A 16665-nucleotide genomic window follows, 5' to 3' on the forward strand; every position below is an offset into this window, starting at 1 on the left:
CGCTGAGCGAGCGAAGCGAGTCGAAACGGCCCCTCCCGAGAAGGCCGGTTCACTGGCCCCGTCGGCGGCTTGGGCCGGTCTGGGGCCGGTTCGCGCTCCGATACGGTGCAAATATGGACGCCTCATTGCTTACTGTTCGACAGCTCGCCGACGAACTAGACGTCGACCCGAAGGCTGTTCGCGCGTGGATGCGGCGACAGAACTGGCGGCACCCGGTAGAAGCCGGCACGGCTTGGGTCATGAAAGATGGACAGGCTGAACTCGTCCGCCAGCATTTCGCGCGCAGCGGCGTTCAGTCAGCGACAACACTCCCGACGGACGTCAGCGATGAGCTCGCCCAGATCACTGTAGGTCAGCTGCTCCGCCGCTATGCCGATATCCTCGCGGAGCTCCGTCACCGCGGGCTCGTCCGTACCAACAACGCACCGATTGGCGACCTGGCCGAGTACTGCGCGGCGATCGTGTACGACGGACTCCTCGCTCCCAACTCCGAGAAGTCCTACGATCTTGTCGCCGATGATGGACGCAAAGTGCAGGTGAAGGTCCGCGCCATTCGTTCAGACACCAGCCCGTCCGCGGTGTTCTCGCCGATTCGCTCCTTCGGCTTCGACGTGTGCATCTTCCTGCTCGTAGACGGCGACAACGACGGAATCATCGCCGCACGCGAGTGGACAGCCAGCGAGGTGCAAGAGGCTGGCAAGCACCGCGCCCACACGAACGGCGTAGTGGTGCGCGTAGGCCAGGTGAGATCCGCTTCCGCCCGCGGACTCGATCGCGTCGAGGAGTTTCAGCGAGCTTGGCAGGAACTAAGCGAGCAGACCCGCTGACACAGCGTCGGCGAGTCAGTTCAAGTTCATGCCATGAGCGCGCGAGTCGAGCGCTTGCTTCCAGAAGGCCTCGCGCTTGAGGATGACCTCGTCCTTCGTCTTCGGATCGAAGATCTCAAGGATCGAGTACTGGAAGTTGCCGACGATGTGTCCGTCGCCGAGATCGAGTCGCATCCTCTCGAGTTCTCGGTTGCCGCCCGTGAGGTTCTTCAGGTGGGCGTATGCCGCCCACCGCTGCCACAGACCGTTCGCCTCGCCCGACGCGGATCCAACGTAGAGGCGGCCGTCGCTGAGATCGGTGATCACGTATACACCCTTGACGCTCGAGAGCGCGTCGCGCCAGCTCGGTTCGTCATTGGCGATGATCCGCTGCAGCTCGTGATGCCGAAGTCTGACGTTCTGGTAGCCGGGGAACGTTCCGAGTTTCGTGTCTGGTGCGAGCTCGTATACTTCCGGCCCAAGTTGATCCTGAACACTCTCGTACTTGCGGAGATAGACGTTTCGGCCGATCGGACGCTCAAGCTTGATGATCAACCGTTTGATGAACTCCGAATGCAACGGCAGAGGCTCAAGCTCGTACCCGTACGCGTTGATCGCCGCCGGAACGATCGGTGTGACTTTGAAGAATCCGCCGAAGATGAAGTATTGCGGGCCGTAGGGGTAGTACTGCGCCCAAGCGAGCAGGTACCGGGAGCTCCCGAGATTGTTGTTCGTCTGCTTGGTGCGCCAACGACTCATGTTGAGCCACTCCTCGTGGTCGTCCATGAGGAGGTCCCACGCTTCCCCACCACCTCCACCTGCTCGCATGTTGAACTTGAGCTTGGTCGAGGAAGGCTCGGGTACCGGCAGGAAATCGGTCAGTCTGATCATCGTCACCTCGTTGAACCTCTACGACCGAAGGTTATCGGCGACGCCTGGAGGACAGGGCTCGATCCGCGCATTCGGCCGTTCGCACTCGATTCCGCAGTCGGCGCTGCCTCCACGATGGCGGCGTAATCCTCGTCTGTGAGCAGATTGGAGATGTACGCGAACTCAACCGCGTCGAAGCTGTTCGGCACCGACTCCCAGTCATCGGCGAGCCCAGTTGTCTTGTACTGCGGCTCGTAGTGCCAGGTCTTGAGAATGCGGACCAATTCGTCGTGATCGATCTCGCCCTCGGCAGCCCGCCTCACGACGTCCATTGCGGTATCCATGCCGACCTCCTCTCCCTCCACATTTGCACGAACGCAGGACACCGCGCAGCGTTCAGGCCTCACCTACAGCACCGCGCGCGAGGGCCGCGAGCCACGCATCGATCACGTCGAAGCGGATAGGCGCGAACCCCGAGGCATCGACACCGACGTGGAACTCGTGCGAGCCGTGAGCGCCGAACGCTCGATCGTGAGTGTGCCCGTGGAGAAGGGGAACACCGGTATCGGCCGGGCGGTGCGAGCTGTGGCGTTCGACGCCAGTCGTGTCGCCCTCGAATGGGTAGTGGGATGCGATCAGCCGCACACCGCCGCGCTGGCCCTCGACGATCTCCGGCAGCACCGCCCATCCAGCCGCCTCGTACATCGGTAGGAAACGCTCGATCGCCCGCTTCGACTGCGTCGCCGGCGAGACTCGGTCGTGGTTGCCCGGCACCAGCAGTCGGCGCCCGTTGAGCTGCGACGTCAGCCCAACGCTCTCCTCGATCGGTCCGAGCGCCAGGTCGCCGAGATGGAGAACGACGTCGTCGGGACCGACGATTGCGTTCCATCGGTCGATCATCGCCGCGTTCATCTCATCGACCGAGCCGAATGGCCGGCCAGCGAGCTCGCTGATGCGAGCGTGCCCGAAGTGGTGATCGCTCGTCACGAAGTCGACGGCGTCGAAGCCGAACTCCCTTGCGGGTTGGCCTGTCATGCCACCCTCCCTGTATCTCGACGTTCAGCGCTTCAATCACCGACGCGACGTCACCAAGTTTGATGCAGTCGATCGGACGGCGGCCCTCCAGGTGCGCATTGTGGCCCAGAAGCCACCCTCTGCTCGCCTGGGGCAAGTAGAACTGACGCAGCAGCTCCGCTACGTCAGCAGGAATCTCAACCGCATCGGGATCATCCGCAAGCCGATCGTCGCTCATGCGGGGGTCCGATAGACGCTGACATCCCAGCCCGGCAGGCTCGTGTCGTCGTCAAGTGAATCGAGGATGGTCGACAGCGGCGGCGGGACGAGCCAGTCATTCCACCTCTCGGTCTCCCCTTTGTCGCCGGCGGCGAACCGATCCGGGCGTTCCCAAGCGTCCCAGGCGAGGTCAAGCACGTGATGCTCGATCACCAACGCCGCCCACCGGTTCGCCAAGGTCATACGATCGACGACCGTCGCAGAGGCACCGCCGACCGCGATGACCCGCTTGCTTCCCACCCGAGTCAAGCCGACCTTGAACTGTCCGAGTCGCGGAAGGTGAAGAAGGTACGTGTCATGAGGCTCCCACCAACGCTGCTCGACGTGCGGATCGTCGACGGAGCGAGGCGGGTTCGCCAGACTCGTTCGGGCGTATCCCAACCAGTCTGATCGGATTCGCTGAATGCGCTCGAGCGGGTTGTTCCGAACGAAGACCTCCCACACGAACGTGACCGTTTCTGCAGCCAGGTCTGCTTCTGCGCGACGATCGGCGCGGAGCCATGCCCGGCTTTGGGGCTGCCGCGGAATGGATTGCCACCAGTAGGGCATCAAGCGCGCCTGGGTGGGCAAGTCCCGGCCAATCATGGCCTCGATGTCAGTGAACGACAGGACGGCGTCTTCCGCCGGGTCAACCTGACGCAGGTAGTCTCCGAGCGGCGTGTACATGAGTTCGAGCCGCGACAACGGCTGATCAGATTCTGTCGACATGGGCATTCCTTTCGGGTGTTGGAAGCGATCTCGCCTCATACGTATAGGCCTCGGTTTGGCTGCTTCGCGGACAATCCAATTTCGAGAATCATGGCCAGCGCTCGAAGACGTCGTCGAGAGCATCCAGGTGCGCGACCGAGCGCTCGATGTGCGCCAGCTCGAACTCGTCCGCGAAGTCGTCGGCGTTACGGTGCAGCAGGCTGCGGTACTCCCCCAGCGCGTTCACGAGGATGGCGTGGCACTCCGGGTTGGCGAGCAGCTCGTCGAGCTCCTTGTGGGCGCCCATCACTCCCCCTCACCGAACAGCGAGTCGATGGCGGCCGCCGCGCGGCGGGCAACGTCAGAACGGGCGCGGCTGTAGCGCTCAGTCATCTGCATGCTCGAGTGGCCGAGCACCGCCTGGACGTCGTTCGCCGAAGCGCCGGCGTCGAAGAGCATCGTCGCGAGCGTGTGACGCAGGTCGTGGATGCGGAGATCCTCGCGGTGCAGCGTCGCGCGGAGCATCTTCCAGTCGATCGCGCGCCGCACGTTGGAGGCGTTGATCCGACCGCCGCGAGGGCCCGTGAACACGAGGTCACCGCGGTGCTTGCCGGCCATGGCCTCGGTCAGCGGAGCGACGAGCGGTGTCGGTATCGGGACGTCCCGCTCCTTGTGGCTTTTCGGCGTCAGCTCGACCCCGCGTCCGTCCGCGCCGATGCTGAATGCCCGGCGCACGTGGATCGTCCGATGCGCAAGATCGACGTCTTCTATGCGCAATGCCGTCGCCTCATTGGCGCGCATACCGGTGTAGACAAGAGCGGCGATGTAGCGGCGATAGTGCGCATCATCGATCGCTGCAAGCAGCGTCGGCACCTCCGCAGCCGTGAGCGCGCGAGAGCGCAGACTCGTCGCCGACTCTGACTTCGGACGACGCGCGAGACGCGCCTGGTTCAGCGGCACAAGGTGCGCACGAACAGCACCATCGAGCAGGCGGCTCAGTACCGAGAGTGCATCGATCCGCGTGGATGTGCTCCCCTCCCACCCGGCGATCGCCTCCTCGATGACTCCCGCCGTGAGCTTCTCGAGCTTCACGTGGCCCAGCCACGGCTTCACCCGCAGCCGCCAGCCGCGCTCGTACGCCCGCGCAGTCGATGCGCGCACGCTGCCCTCGATGACCGACCAGTGCCGCGAGTGCCATTGGGTGAGCGTCATGTCACCATCGGGATAGCGGCGAGTGAGGGTCTCCGCGCGGAGCTTCTTCGCCTCCGCGAGCGTCTCGACATAGGTCGACCGTTCGCGCTGCGCGCCGTTCAAACCGATGGCCCAGACGCGCACCTGGTACTTGCCGCGGTCCTTGCGGAAGCGGATACCCTCGGGCAGCGGACGCCGGGTCTTCGGGTCTATCCGCTCCCCTCGTTCAGCCGACACCGCGGGTACCACCGGCCTCGAGGAACGCTGCGACGGTCGACGCCCGCCACAGCATGTGCTTGCCCATGTGCGCGTCGGGGAACGGGAACCGGTTCTGACGCCGCAGCGAGTCGAAGGTCGACAGCGGCACGCGGCAGAGCGAGGCCGCCTCACGGCGCGTCAGGTACTCATTCGGCTCGGCGTGGTCGGCGATGTCGATCTCGGGGTCGTCGACGAGAGTGTGAGTGGTCATGTCGTGCTCCTTTCGGTGGGTGGGGTGTTGCGATCTCGTGCGCGATCGTGGCGCCACTGGCGGGCGGCATCCGCGGCTTCTCTCGCGAGTGCTTTGTCGCCGTCGGTGAGCCAGCCCATGCCCGCATATGCCCATGAGCCAATGACGAGCACCTCGTCGGGGTTGATCTCCTCGGTCGGCTTCGTCTTCGCGAGCAGGTGCTTGAGGCGCCAGGTCCGTCGTGCGCCACGTAGTGATCCGAGCGTCACGGAGTATCGCCGCGACTTCGTCGAGAAGTGACCTCGGAAGCCGAGCATGCCGTCCCAGCGATGCAACTGCTCGTACGGTCCTTCGGAATCAACGACGGTCGCCAGCTCGCGCACGGTCGATTTGATGCGCTTGATGTGGTCACGGCCGGAGCCCGTCGGCTCAAGCTCTTCGGTCGCTTTGGTGGCGTACTTCGCGATGTAGGCGGCCACAGCGCGGTCAGACAGTGCGCCGTCAAGACCCTCGCGACGCACGATCGGCCGCACGTCGAACTGCTTGCCCCAAGCGAGCGTGCGAGTCCTGGCGTCGCCAGGAAGTGGAGCCGCAGCGACGCTCGTCTTCCTCACGGCGGACTGGATCGCCGTCACCAAGTGATCGGTCGTCACTGCGGCCGGCGGCGCCGGGAAAGGGAGCTCGGGATGGATGCCGTCGAGCCGGATGATGGCGTGGAAGTGGACGACTCCCCGGCGCTGGAACTCGGCGACCTTCGCGAACTGCAGCCGTACGACGCGGGCCGCTGCGCGCTGCGTCATGCCGAGCGATCGAGCCAGCTCGCGGCGCAGCCGGATCGTGAACCGACGCCACAACTCGGGCGCGTGGTACTGCCAGACGACGTGACCGACGTAGTCGTAGCACTCGGCGCACACCGCATCGCCCCGCTGCGGATCGTCGTCGTCATGGTGGCAGCGGCATCCTCTCGGCTTGCCGTGTTCGCAGACGCCGGTGCGACGGTCGACGGCGGTCGTGTGAACGGCTCCGAACGACGGGGCTGTGAGCGTGAGGAAGACCATCGGGTGCTCGGCGACCTCCTCTGGCACCTCCTTCATCCCACCCGCAGCGCCGGCCATGATCATGTGCCAGGTGTCGCCCTTGTACTCGTGACTGCAGGACTCGCAGCGTGTGGCGCGTCGATTGCCGCACCGAGTGAAGGTGACGCCGTCAGGTTCGCTCGTCGACGAGTACTCCGAGAGGATCTCGCCGGATGCCTCGTGGAGCGTCGTCGAGGATCCGACGAGACGCACCGGGTTGAGGCAGTAGCCCGTCGAGGCGACGTTGTGCATCCAACGGTCGTACTCCTCGCTGCGGAGCCGCCGCGCGACGGACTCATCGAGACGCATCGGTCACCACCATCACGGGCACCGCGCAGCCGATCGGGTAGGTCAGGCCCATGAACGGGTCGTCGTACCAGGTAATGCGGCAGATCTCATCGCTCTCGCCGGTTTCGCGGCGCAGCTCCTGCCAGTTGATGATCGCTGCGTCCGAGCAGGAGTTGTTCGCGATGGTCGGCCCGTAGTCGTCGAGCAAGCTGTCGTCGACAGCGGGCGCGTCGTATCGTGCGACTTTGAGGATGGCGGCGCGGTCCCACTTCTCCCCCAGGTTGCAGGGCGCAAGAACGTCAGCGGGGCGCGTCACGGTCGTCTGGCGGCTTGGGGTGGGTGACGGGCTCCCAGTCGGCGCCGCACAGCCCGACAGGACGAGCGCCGCGACGAGGCCACCGATGGCGGCCGATGCGAGACCACGGATGCTGTTCATGATGCGGTTTCCTTTCGTGAGGTGCGTCGCGGGGTTCGCGGCGCACGGGGTGAGCGCGGCTGACGCTCTTCGGAGGCGGGTGGTTCGGGGATGACGACAGGCACCTGCCGCGGTGCGGCATACCGTGACGAGACGTCGCGGATCATGTCGTCGGTGATCAGTCCGGCGCGGACACGCTCGGGAGGGCGGCCATCTTCGGGCAGGACATAGGCGACGCCGGGAGTGGTCGGCGAGATCTCGTGACAGCGTGCACCTGCCGCCACGGCTCCGTCGCCGAGGACCATCGCGGTCTCCATGCGGTCGCGCAGTCGGAGCCCGACCGTCTGAGTGAAGAGGCCGCGCGCCGGCAACGTCTCCTTGCGCGGATCCTGGAGACAGGCGAACACGATGAACCCGACAGCGCGGCCCTGTGAGGCGAGAGTCGCGAGCGCCGAGTTTGCCCGGCGGAGCAGATCTCGATCGGTCTCGTAGGCGGTGAGCGCCGCGAGCTCGTCGATCAGCACGACGATCGTCGGGATGTCGAGGGTCGCGACATGCTGTCGGGTCTTGCCCGCGAGATCCTTCGCTCGCTGCTGCATCGCGGCGACGGCATCCTCGAGCAGAATCACCGAGCGCTCAGCGTCGGCGGCAAATCTCGTCAGCAGCGAGCGCCCGAGAGCGAGTTCCATGCCGCCCTTGCGGTCAATGCCCCAGACCTCGACGAGGCCGGTGTGGATGGGTTCGGCGAGTCCCAGGAGCAGACCCCAAACCAGCGACGCCTTACCACTGCCAGACGCGCCGGCCACAAGGGTGTGCGGGCCGAGGCGAAGCGACCACAGTGCGCCCGTTGTGTCTCGACCCATCGGGACCGTCCTGCCATCCCATGTCGCCGGCAGGTCGAGAGAGAACGCGAGCTCGAGCGCATCCACGAACTCCAGCCGCAGCGCCATGGCGCCGATGTGCTCGCCGTGGACCGTCGCGCGGCGCGCACCGAAGGCCTGCGCGAGAAGATCCGCCTGAGCCTGCAGGTGCTCACGGCCGAGTCCTTGCGGAAGGGCGACGCCGACCGCACAAGTCCAGCCCTCCCACACGGGGGTGCTGATTGCGGGAACCACCATGCCGCGCGTGCCATAGCTGGGGACGCCGAGGCCAACGCGCATCGAGACGCCGGGCCAACTCGCGAGGATGTTGCGCGAGACATCGCGCCTCCACTTGTCCTCGGGACGGCGCGGCATCCGGAGCGCCGTCACCGTCAGCCAAAGGCCGAGCAGGAGGACAAGCGCCAGGCATCCGACGTTGAACGCAACCTGCACGGCCGGCACCGGCGGCAGCCATGAGATGACTACGACGATCGCCGCGACCCACCACCAGCGACGCAGGAGAATGCCGAACTCGTCGCCCCAGCTACGCAGTTCGCGCGGCACGGTGATCCGCATTACTCGGCACCCCGCGGCTTCGGTGCCGGCCTCATCTCGCGGGCGCGGAGCGAGTAGGCGACACGCGGACGCCCCTGCCCCTCCTTGACGTACGGCGTCACGGTGAGCCCCTCGAAGACAGCGGGGCGGAACGGCAGACCGTTCAGCTCAGGCGGCAGCTGCGGCTCGGAGATGCTCGCGATCTTGACGGTGACCTCGCCCTGACCCTTCTTGGCGTCGGGGTCGGCGTCGATCACACGGACCTGCCAGAGCGGGTGGCCGGAGTTCTTGTCGAGGTCCTGCCCCTGCCGCTCGCCGTCGTCCGACCACTTGACGATCGGCTCGACCTCACCAACGACGAACGCACCGCGTGGGAAGAACGCGTCGAAGCTGACCGGGATTGCTGACTGGATTGCCATTACTAGTTCCTCTCAACTGGTGAACTTTTTGCTCACAGGAACAGCATCACACTTCCCGCTCATGCAGTCAACCTTTTTCTCACTTTGTGCTTCTGGTGTCTCTACGCGCAGAAAAACGGCACACGAGTAAGCTCGGAGGCGTGGAGGGGTCACCATGAGCGAACTACCGGCGCTGCCGACGTGGGGCGTTGTTCCCGACCCGGTTCGCAACGTCCTCCAGCGACTCAAGGAGCGAGCCGCCGCCGGGGTCGAGGCAATGGACACTCAGAAGATCAGCGGCGAGACCCCGCAGAACCACGACGAAGCGTTCCTGCAGATGTCGTGGGCAGCCGAAGCCGCCGATCGCGCCACACGGGACTATCGCAGCGTCTTCAACGCCTACACGCACAAGTTCCACCAGCCGAAGCCGCCGATCGGCGAACTCGCTGCAATGCAGGGAGCGATCACACAGTCATTCGCGAAGCGGTACACGCCGAAGACCGTCGAGGCGATCGAGGCATTGCTCTCTGAGGAACCCAACCTCGACGCGATCCGTTCGGGCATCCGCGCCCTCGGCTTCGAGGATCTCCGCGGTATCTCCGACGCGCTCGACCGAGCGATGGCGGCCGCCGAGTCTGAGCGTGGCTTTCACCCATGGCTGCCGGCGGCCGACAAGGCTCGTGCCGCGAGCCGCGCCCTACAAGCCTTCGGCGACGACGAGCTGTGAGAACTTTCTTTACTCGTTCAAGGCCGGCCTGACGGCCGGCTCGCGAGCGGGGGGACGTTCGCCTGCGGTGCGTCCGGTCCTCGCTTCGCTGCGGTCCGGGCGCTCCTCGCCGAACGTCCCCCCGCTCGGGTACACGTCGGCGCTCAGTAGTTCGAGGCGACCGTGCCCCGATAGAGATCCTCTGCGCTCGCGGCAGTCTGAATCGCCTCACGGACGTGTTCCTCGGTGAGGTCAAGCACACGTAGCGTCTCGTCGACCTTCGAGATCGCCTCGATACGGTGGAACGCGCCAGCATGCTCCTCGGCGTAACGCGCGAGACCCCGGAGTTTCGGGAGCGTATCAGGGAGGTCATGCCAGTGCGGATCCACAATTGACGGCCGAACCTCCGCGCCAACCTCGTTGAAGAACACCAGGTCAGGAAAAAGCCGGCGCCATGCGCCCTTCTTGTCGGTATATGCGACCGCGAGCGCATCGTCGGAGCGAGGCGGGTTCCGGTACCAGGCAACTGCGTGAGGCAGCTCTCTATCAAGCACCTCGCGTTCCCAGCTGCCGAGCGACCCGATCGGAAACTGTCCATCCTCGTCTGCCATCAGGTGTCCGGCGCGCGTCGGCACGAGGTTGCCGTCAGTGTCCCTCGACGACTCGGTACGAACCTTGGGTCGCAGGATCGGGATGGTCTGAGGTACGCCGGTCATTGCTGTCAGCTCGGCATAGACAGCGCGCCGTTCGTCCGGGAGCGCCTTGATCGCGATCCGATAATCCCGGAGCCAGTCTTCGGCGAGCTTGTTCGCAGCACGATCAAGTTCCTCGCCCACACCGGGGACGCGAGCAAGCGCGGCGACTGTGAGGTGCGCGGTGAAGAACCCGTCGTCATCGTCTCCGAGGCGATCGGCGATCCGCTCGGCATAGCGCGAAGCGAGTTCGCGGCCAAGGACACGTCCCGCCGCACGGTACTCAGCTTCGACAGCGCGATCGTCGGCAATCTCAGAGAACTTCTCCGTGCCGGCGATCAGTCCGGTACGAACGGAGGCCACGATGGTGGTTCCGTCGACGGTCCGGATGTCGTCGCTCGCGGCCGCCAGTTGCTTCTCGTAGCGCGCTGCGACGCCATCAAGGACGCCGAGCAATTCCGTGTAGGCGGCCTTCGTGGCACCGGGAAGAATCCCGTCAAACGCCAGTGCCTGCGCCAGCCCCGACAATCGCGACGTCGGCCGGGCACCCTTACGGGGAAGCGTCTCCGACGGCAATTGATCGAAGGCGTCCCAGACGAGGTCGATGACGGTGTCGTTCACGAGCATGTCGACCGGCGCGACAAGCACACGTCGACCCTCGCCGCCGCCAGAGCCGCCGCTTTGGCCGGTCTCGTCGTCAGGCTCGCTGCCGTCGGTCGTGCCGAGCAATAGTCGGACTACGCGAGAGGCGGTCTGCTTCTCGAAGAACGGCAGAATGCACTCGACGGAGTTCAGCAGGTCGTTGCCGGGTACACGGCGTGCGAGGGGCGTGCGCACCATACGTCCCAGCAGCTGCGTGATGTGCGTGTCGTCGCTCGCGGGGCGGAACGAGACGAGCACCTCGGCGCGAGGACAATCCCATCCGGTGCTGATCGCGTCCTTTGCCAACAGCACGCGGACGGCAGTGCGCTCCTGGACATTCTCGGGGCTGATGTACGGAATGACGTGCCCGGCGACGGCGAGGTCGCTGTGCTCACCAAACACGTGAGCGATGTTCGCATCAGACAGCTGCGGCCACTCCTCCACGATCGCTTGGATTGCATCGGTGAGCATCGCCTGCGTCGGCGTATTCGGCACCTGCACGACCAGCAGCGGAACCACGGGGTCATCCGTGGACGACTGCGCCTGGTGGTAGTCCGACCAAAGCTTCGTGGACTCCTTCACCTGGCGCACGCCCCGTCGCAGCAGCACAGTGTCGAACGTGCCCGCCTCCGCCGGGAAATGCAGACGGATGTCGTCCTTGAGGAGCCCGGATTCCTGCACGCGCCCCGGATCGACTTCCACGTTGGGCAGGATCACCCGCCCCGCTGATTCCGCAATCGCCTGGTTGAAGCGATCCACGGTCGCACTGATGCCGAGTACGATCGGTACCGGCGGCGCACCGGCCTCACCGTTGATGAGCTGCCGGACGATCGTCGACTTCTCGGCGCGCTCGTTGCGGGACTGCTTCCGCATGCCACGATGAGCCTCATCGAGAATCACGTAGAGCGTGAGCTCAGGATCCTCGATCGTGTTGCGCAGCACATCCCAGAACGTCTGGGCCTGGTTGTCCGGCGGGATCAACATGTCCTCGGCGTTTGTCTCGGTGCCACCCCGCACGAGCCATGAACGGGCGGACAGCTTCTGCGAGTTGAGGAAGTAGACATTGCCCGGGTCGAGGCGGGGCTCGGAGAACGTGCTGCCGATCACGCGCAAACGCGAGTATGGGACCTCGTCGGTGGCCTGCAGGATCCGGAACCTAGTCTGCTCGTTCAGCGACGGATCGCTGGTGAACCACAGTACGACCGCACCCGGGTCTGCGGCGAAGTCGAAGTCCTCGTTGCCGTTGAAGAGCGCTTCGATGACCGCGGCTGCCATCACGGTCTTGCCTGCACCGGTGACCGCCGAGAGGGAGAACGCGGAGCGTCGCGGCCGCGCACGGTGGAAGTCCTCGCGGGCGTCAGCAAGGTTGGCCAGGACGTCTCGGACGGCATCTTCCTGGTAGTCCTTCAGGGTGAACTTCACCGGTCGCCTCCGACGTTGATCGTGAAGTTGGTCAGATACGACTCGTACAGCCGCACCGGCTCGACATGCTCAGGAAGCCCTGCACACACGAGCTGAAACGCCCGATCGTCGTCGGTGACGATGAACGCCATCCTGGCATTCGGCCGAGCGCTGAGCTGGTCCACGAACGGGCGCGACTGGTCGACCTCGAACAGCACCCCGTACACGTCCGCAACGGCAAAGCCCTCCTCCGCGATCGCATCGATGCGCGCGCCCTCGGCGCCGGCCCGGAGCCACAGCAGCGGGGCAATCGCCGAGAACGCGCGATTGTGCGCGACCATCCTGGGCGTCTCGTAGGTGAGCGTGAAGAACTCCACGTTCTCCCCGAGACCGTCAGCCATCGGGAACTCGTCGATGAACTTGTAGTCTCCGTTGATCGCCTCGCCGTCCGGTGTCTTGCCTGTAATCGCGGCACGGATTCGAGGCTTGGTGATGTGGTCGCAGATCCCCCACTGTTCCCACTCGGCGTCACCAGGGCGTAGCCCCTCAGCGCTTAGACGGCTCTGCTCCTCCATGCCCACTTCGTTGTTGGTCACGCTGATGGACGACCTGCTCCCACCGTCCTGCCGGTTTAGACGCATAACCGCGTGCGTAGTTGTTCCCGAGCCGGCGAAGAAGTCGAGCACGACAGCGTCCGGCTTGTCGGCGATCACGAACCGCAGCGAGTCCTCTACTGCGTAGAGAGATTTCGGGAATGGGAACCGCCGACCTGGTAGGAGCTTGCCGATCAGGTTCGAGCCGTGATCTCGAGCGAAGTGACTGGTACGGCTCCATACGGTGCGAGGCGCCACAGCCTTTGCCCTTTCCCCGAGCCCAAGCTCAAGGGCACCCTCTGCGGTGCGGCCGAGCACCTCAAAGGTGCCGTTAGCGATGTTCGCCAGAGTGCCGGGCTGCAGATAGGTCACGGGGCGCAGGCCCGTGAGCGGATCCCGCCGACCCAAACGTGCAGTGCCGTTCGCGAAGTGGCGGCGCATCGCGTCCGCCGAGAATCGCCATCGGTTCTCGCGCCCGTCGGTGGTGAGGGGCCAGATGGCCAGCTCTCCAGGAGCAAGCGGAAAGTCATGCCTCGAGCTTCCGTGGGGTAGCGGGTCTCCGACCCGGATGAAGGCTCCTGTCTCGGCGTCGATGACAACGGGGTAGAAGCTCGCCTTACCGGACTTCTTGTCCTCACGGGCGGAGCCGCTGCCTCGCCGGACGGCCGTGAACCACACCGTCGGCATCGGGGTCGTCGCCTCATCTTCACCGAGCATTGTCGACGTCCACGGGGTCACCGCGGCCTCGCCGATAAAGACGTAGTAGATGTACTCGTCGACGCGTGAGAATCGCCCCGCGCGCGGGGAGCCGGCGCGATTGATGACATCGCTGACCATCTGGATGTCTGCCTCGGGGAACACCTGCGAGAGCAGCAGGCCGAGGCGGAGGTATTCCTTCTCGTCGATGGTCACAATGAGCACGGAGTCGAGCGGGTTGAGGAGGCGCTTGGCGAGCTTGAGGCGCCGTTCCATAAAGGCGAGCCACTTGGAGTGCCGGTATATGTCCTCACCGTCGACGTAGTCGTTGTTGTACTTCCAGTCGCGGGCGCCGGTGTTGTAGGGCGGGTCGATGTAGATCGCGTCGACCTTGCCCTCGTGGGTGTAGAGCAGCGTCTGGAGCGCGTGGAAGTTCTCGGCGTTGATGACGGTGTGAAACGGCTTGCCACCGCCGCGTTCGACCTTCCCGGTCGAGACCAGGCCGGGGTATATCGGGTCGCGGAACTCTGCGATGACGACGAGGTCTTCGACTGCGCGCTGCGCGGTCTCGAGCTCAACCATCTCGTCGGCATCATCGGCGACGTGCAGGACGAGCTGTGCGACCGGCTGGGCGCCCGATCGGTTGATGCGCGTGACACGCCAGACTCGTCCGTCGACGGTCGACGCTGCGGCACCGCGCGCGGGAATGAACCGCACCTTGTCGCCTACCCGCACGGGCCGTCCGGGCAGTTCGACGGTCTCGGGAGCGTGCCGCTCGAAGTTCAGGCCGAAGGCGCGCCGCCCGCTGACGGCGTCATACTCGCGGGCGATATCCGCTGCGAGCTGAGGGTTGAGCTGTTCGACATGCTTGACCAGCTGAGAGAAGCGCGACACTGCACAAGACTAGGGGAATCGCGTCTCTCAACCACTCACATGATGATCCACATGATGATCCACATGATGATCCACATGATGATCCACATGATGATCCACATGATGATCGCTATGCTCGTCTCTATGTGGAGCAAGAACTGACGTGGACGCGACTGAACTTACCGAACTGGTTCGACGACTCCGGGCCATCGGCAGCGATCTAACCGACGTCGAGGTGAAGCGCGCAGAGGGTGGCCTCCCTCGATCCCTGCGCGAGACGCTCTCAGCTTTCTCGAACACCGCGGGCGGCACCGTCATCCTTGGCCTCGACGAGGCTAGCGGGTTCTCTGCCACAGGCCTACACGATCCCGCCGCTATGGCCGACAACTTTGCATCGATGTGCTCCACGGAGCTCGAGCCCCCAGTACGCGCGATCACGAACGTCGTCGAGTTCGAAGGCGTTCATCTCCTGGTGGCAGAGATTCCGGAGATCGACGCGTCTCTCAAGCCTTGCTACTATCGCGGTCAGGGGATGAACTCCGGATCGTATGTTCGTGTCAACGACGGAGACCACCGTCTCACGCCCTACGAGGTCCAGACTCTCGTTGCAAACCGCGGTCAGCCATTGGAGGACACTGCCCCGCTCACCAATCTCACCCTGGATGAGCTCGACGAGCAGCTCGTCGAGTCCTTCTACGCACGTCTGCGTCGGAGCCGCCCTCATGCCTTCGCATCCCTCGCTCGCGAAGACGCGCTCATCCGTTCGCGGGCAGTTTCGCGGACGGAGCAAGGCCTCGTACCAACGCTCGGTGGCCTGCTCGCACTTGGCAAATACCCACAGGAGCACTACCCGCAGCTCGCCGCAACGCTCGTCGTCTACCCAACCGACGACGGACCCGACGTTGCCTCCGGCACTCGCTTCCTTGACAACGTCACACTCGAAGGACCGCTCCCTGTGATTGCCGCCGACGCACTGACGGCAATCCGGCGCAACATGAAGCGACGCTCGACTGTGGACGGCATAGGCCGGACGGAGTCTTGGGAGTACCCAGAGGCGGCATTGCGCGAAGCAATTGTGAACGCGCTCGTCCATCGTGATCTTTCGCCTGCCGCCCGAGGAACACAGGTGCAGATCGAGATGTATCCAAGCAAGATCATCGTCCGCAATCCCGGAGGGCTATTCGGCCCGGTCTCCGTTGATGACCTCGCCGACGACGGCACCTCATCCTCCCGCAACTCCTTCCTCCTCAAAATGCTGGAGGACATCACACTGCCTGGCGACCCTCGCACCGTCTGCGAGAACCGAGGATCTGGGATTCGAACGATGGTCGAATCGCTGCGAGCCGCAGGAATGTCCGTCCCGCGGTTCGAGGACAAGATCTCCTCGTTCTCAGTCACCTTCCCCAATCACACCCTGCTCGACGACGAAACAGTCGCCTGGATCCAGGGCCTTGCAGAACAGGGACTTACCGATTCCCAGCACATCGGGCTAGCAATGCTCCACAAGAACGGGACCATCGACAACCCCACGTACCGCAATGCCACCGGCGTCGACTCGCGTGTCGCGACAGCCGAGCTCCAAGACCTCGTGAGCCGTGAGCTCCTGGAGCAAGTCGGCACCCGCCGATGGACCGAGTACCGGCTGAGCGCTCGTAGCCGCACGGCTCCCTCGGAACCCGAGCACAAATTGCCGCCGCGGGATCGTAGAAAGCTCATCCTCGACGCGATTGAAAACGACAAGCTCTCTCGGGCGGAGATCTCCGGGCGCACCGGCTTGAACAAGCAGGTCGTGATCCACTGGCTGCGCATCCTGCGGCAGGAACAGCAGGTTCGCATCGTTGGAGGCGAGTCGCCCCAGAGTCGCAATGTTCGTTACGAGCGCACGCCGGATTCCTGGGGTGCCCAGACGCTCGACCTCGACGGACTCTAGCCCAACGGCGAGGGCCGGTGCCGGGCCGGGAACCCGGTTGAGACTACCCGTGACCAGCCATCGCCAACCGGTACACGATCCGCGGAATCACGCGCCAACGAGCGCCAGTGAGCACCTGTCAACCCGCGAGAACGGACTGAAAATCGTGAGGTCACGGGATCGACGCCCCGCCTTGCCTCACGTCAAGATGTCCGGGTGTGATTCGTGGTTGCCTCACGTGAAATGTCCGCGTGGGTCATGCGGCG

The 16665-nt window shown here is 64.8% G+C and carries 16 protein-coding genes; 3 read left to right on the forward strand and 13 right to left on the reverse strand.

Annotated features, from left to right (window positions below; genetic code table 11):
• Window positions 1-113 precede the first annotated feature (113 nt).
• Window positions 114-827, forward strand: a complete 714-nt coding sequence (locus LL236_RS03970) for a DUF6998 domain-containing protein (RefSeq protein WP_228177487.1) — start codon at window positions 114-116, stop codon at window positions 825-827.
• Between the two features lie 15 nt (window positions 828-842).
• Here the strand turns inward: LL236_RS03970 and LL236_RS03975 are convergent, their stop codons facing one another.
• The 11 genes from LL236_RS03975 to LL236_RS04025 form a co-directional block, all read right to left on the reverse strand.
• Window positions 843-1697 carry a GIY-YIG nuclease family protein gene (locus tag LL236_RS03975; protein ID WP_228177488.1) on the reverse strand — a complete coding sequence of 285 codons (855 nt, stop codon included), beginning with the start codon at window positions 1695-1697 and terminating at the stop codon, window positions 843-845.
• Between the two features lie 2 nt (window positions 1698-1699).
• Complete coding sequence (locus LL236_RS03980; RefSeq protein WP_228177489.1) at window positions 1700-2020, reverse strand: hypothetical protein; 321 nt, start codon at window positions 2018-2020, stop codon at window positions 1700-1702.
• Between the two features lie 52 nt (window positions 2021-2072).
• Window positions 2073-2711 (reverse strand): metallophosphoesterase, encoded by a 639-nt coding sequence (locus LL236_RS03985; RefSeq protein ID WP_228177490.1) that lies wholly within the window; start codon window positions 2709-2711, stop codon window positions 2073-2075.
• Window positions 2712-2924: 213 nt separating this feature from the next.
• On the reverse strand, window positions 2925-3677 hold the full coding sequence (locus LL236_RS03990; protein WP_228177491.1) for a hypothetical protein: 753 nt from the start codon (window positions 3675-3677) through the stop codon (window positions 2925-2927).
• 88 nt (window positions 3678-3765) lie between these two features.
• Window positions 3766-3963, reverse strand: a complete 198-nt coding sequence (locus tag LL236_RS03995; RefSeq protein WP_228177492.1) for a hypothetical protein — start codon at window positions 3961-3963, stop codon at window positions 3766-3768.
• Entirely contained in the window at window positions 3963-5084 is a 1122-nt protein-coding gene (locus LL236_RS04000) for a tyrosine-type recombinase/integrase (protein ID WP_228177493.1), read from the reverse strand. Before LL236_RS04000 ends, LL236_RS03995 begins: the two co-directional genes overlap by 1 nt.
• Entirely contained in the window at window positions 5074-5316 is a 243-nt protein-coding gene (locus tag LL236_RS04005) for a helix-turn-helix transcriptional regulator (RefSeq protein ID WP_228177494.1), read from the reverse strand. Before LL236_RS04005 ends, LL236_RS04000 begins: the two co-directional genes overlap by 11 nt.
• Complete coding sequence (locus LL236_RS04010; protein ID WP_228177495.1) at window positions 5313-6680, reverse strand: replication initiator; 1368 nt, start codon at window positions 6678-6680, stop codon at window positions 5313-5315. Before LL236_RS04010 ends, LL236_RS04005 begins: the two co-directional genes overlap by 4 nt.
• Window positions 6667-7095, reverse strand: coding sequence for a hypothetical protein (locus LL236_RS04015; RefSeq protein ID WP_228177496.1), 429 nt, complete (start codon window positions 7093-7095; stop codon window positions 6667-6669). Before LL236_RS04015 ends, LL236_RS04010 begins: the two co-directional genes overlap by 14 nt.
• A complete protein-coding gene (locus LL236_RS04020; RefSeq protein ID WP_228177497.1) occupies window positions 7092-8510 on the reverse strand; it encodes an FtsK/SpoIIIE domain-containing protein in 1419 nt (472 codons plus the stop codon). The genes LL236_RS04015 and LL236_RS04020 overlap by 4 nt, the downstream gene beginning before the upstream one ends.
• Complete coding sequence (locus tag LL236_RS04025; protein WP_228177498.1) at window positions 8510-8908, reverse strand: plasmid replication, integration and excision activator; 399 nt, start codon at window positions 8906-8908, stop codon at window positions 8510-8512. The genes LL236_RS04020 and LL236_RS04025 overlap by 1 nt, the downstream gene beginning before the upstream one ends.
• Window positions 8909-9062: 154 nt before the next feature.
• On the opposite strand from LL236_RS04025, the gene LL236_RS04030 reads away from it, so the two are divergent.
• On the forward strand, window positions 9063-9614 hold the full coding sequence (locus tag LL236_RS04030; protein ID WP_228177499.1) for a hypothetical protein: 552 nt from the start codon (window positions 9063-9065) through the stop codon (window positions 9612-9614).
• A gap of 143 nt (window positions 9615-9757) precedes the next feature.
• Here the strand turns inward: LL236_RS04030 and LL236_RS04035 are convergent, their stop codons facing one another.
• Window positions 9758-12349, reverse strand: coding sequence for a DEAD/DEAH box helicase (locus LL236_RS04035; RefSeq protein WP_228177500.1), 2592 nt, complete (start codon window positions 12347-12349; stop codon window positions 9758-9760).
• Window positions 12346-14511 (reverse strand): site-specific DNA-methyltransferase, encoded by a 2166-nt coding sequence (locus tag LL236_RS04040; protein WP_228177501.1) that lies wholly within the window; start codon window positions 14509-14511, stop codon window positions 12346-12348. The genes LL236_RS04035 and LL236_RS04040 overlap by 4 nt, the downstream gene beginning before the upstream one ends.
• Before the next feature lie 142 nt (window positions 14512-14653).
• Here LL236_RS04040 and LL236_RS04045 point away from each other — a divergent pair, with 142 nt between their 5' ends.
• Window positions 14654-16420: an ATP-binding protein gene (locus LL236_RS04045; RefSeq protein ID WP_228177502.1), complete on the forward strand. Its 1767-nt coding sequence runs from the start codon at window positions 14654-14656 to the stop codon at window positions 16418-16420.
• The last annotated feature ends 245 nt before the right edge of the window (window positions 16421-16665 follow it).

The organism is Microbacterium schleiferi (genome assembly GCF_020781975.1).
In the GTDB taxonomy this organism is placed as follows: domain Bacteria; phylum Actinomycetota; class Actinomycetes; order Actinomycetales; family Microbacteriaceae; genus Microbacterium.

What these genes read in the sequence shown, in the direction of transcription:
- LL236_RS03970 (WP_228177487.1), top strand. Translation starts at nt 114, where the DNA reads ATGGACGCCTCATTGCTTACTGTTCGACAGCTCGCCGACGAACTAGAC.
- LL236_RS03975 (WP_228177488.1), bottom strand. Translation starts at nt 1,697, where the DNA reads ATGATCAGACTGACCGATTTCCTGCCGGTACCCGAGCCTTCCTCGACC.
- LL236_RS03980 (WP_228177489.1), bottom strand. Translation starts at nt 2,020, where the DNA reads ATGGATACCGCAATGGACGTCGTGAGGCGGGCTGCCGAGGGCGAGATC.
- LL236_RS03985 (WP_228177490.1), bottom strand. Translation starts at nt 2,711, where the DNA reads ATGACAGGCCAACCCGCAAGGGAGTTCGGCTTCGACGCCGTCGACTTC.
- LL236_RS03990 (WP_228177491.1), bottom strand. Translation starts at nt 3,677, where the DNA reads ATGTCGACAGAATCTGATCAGCCGTTGTCGCGGCTCGAACTCATGTAC.
- LL236_RS03995 (WP_228177492.1), bottom strand. Translation starts at nt 3,963, where the DNA reads ATGGGCGCCCACAAGGAGCTCGACGAGCTGCTCGCCAACCCGGAGTGC.
- LL236_RS04005 (WP_228177494.1), bottom strand. Translation starts at nt 5,316, where the DNA reads ATGACCACTCACACTCTCGTCGACGACCCCGAGATCGACATCGCCGAC.
- LL236_RS04010 (WP_228177495.1), bottom strand. Translation starts at nt 6,680, where the DNA reads ATGCGTCTCGATGAGTCCGTCGCGCGGCGGCTCCGCAGCGAGGAGTAC.
- LL236_RS04015 (WP_228177496.1), bottom strand. Translation starts at nt 7,095, where the DNA reads ATGAACAGCATCCGTGGTCTCGCATCGGCCGCCATCGGTGGCCTCGTC.
- LL236_RS04020 (WP_228177497.1), bottom strand. Translation starts at nt 8,510, where the DNA reads ATGCGGATCACCGTGCCGCGCGAACTGCGTAGCTGGGGCGACGAGTTC.
- LL236_RS04025 (WP_228177498.1), bottom strand. Translation starts at nt 8,908, where the DNA reads ATGGCAATCCAGTCAGCAATCCCGGTCAGCTTCGACGCGTTCTTCCCA.
- LL236_RS04030 (WP_228177499.1), top strand. Translation starts at nt 9,063, where the DNA reads ATGAGCGAACTACCGGCGCTGCCGACGTGGGGCGTTGTTCCCGACCCG.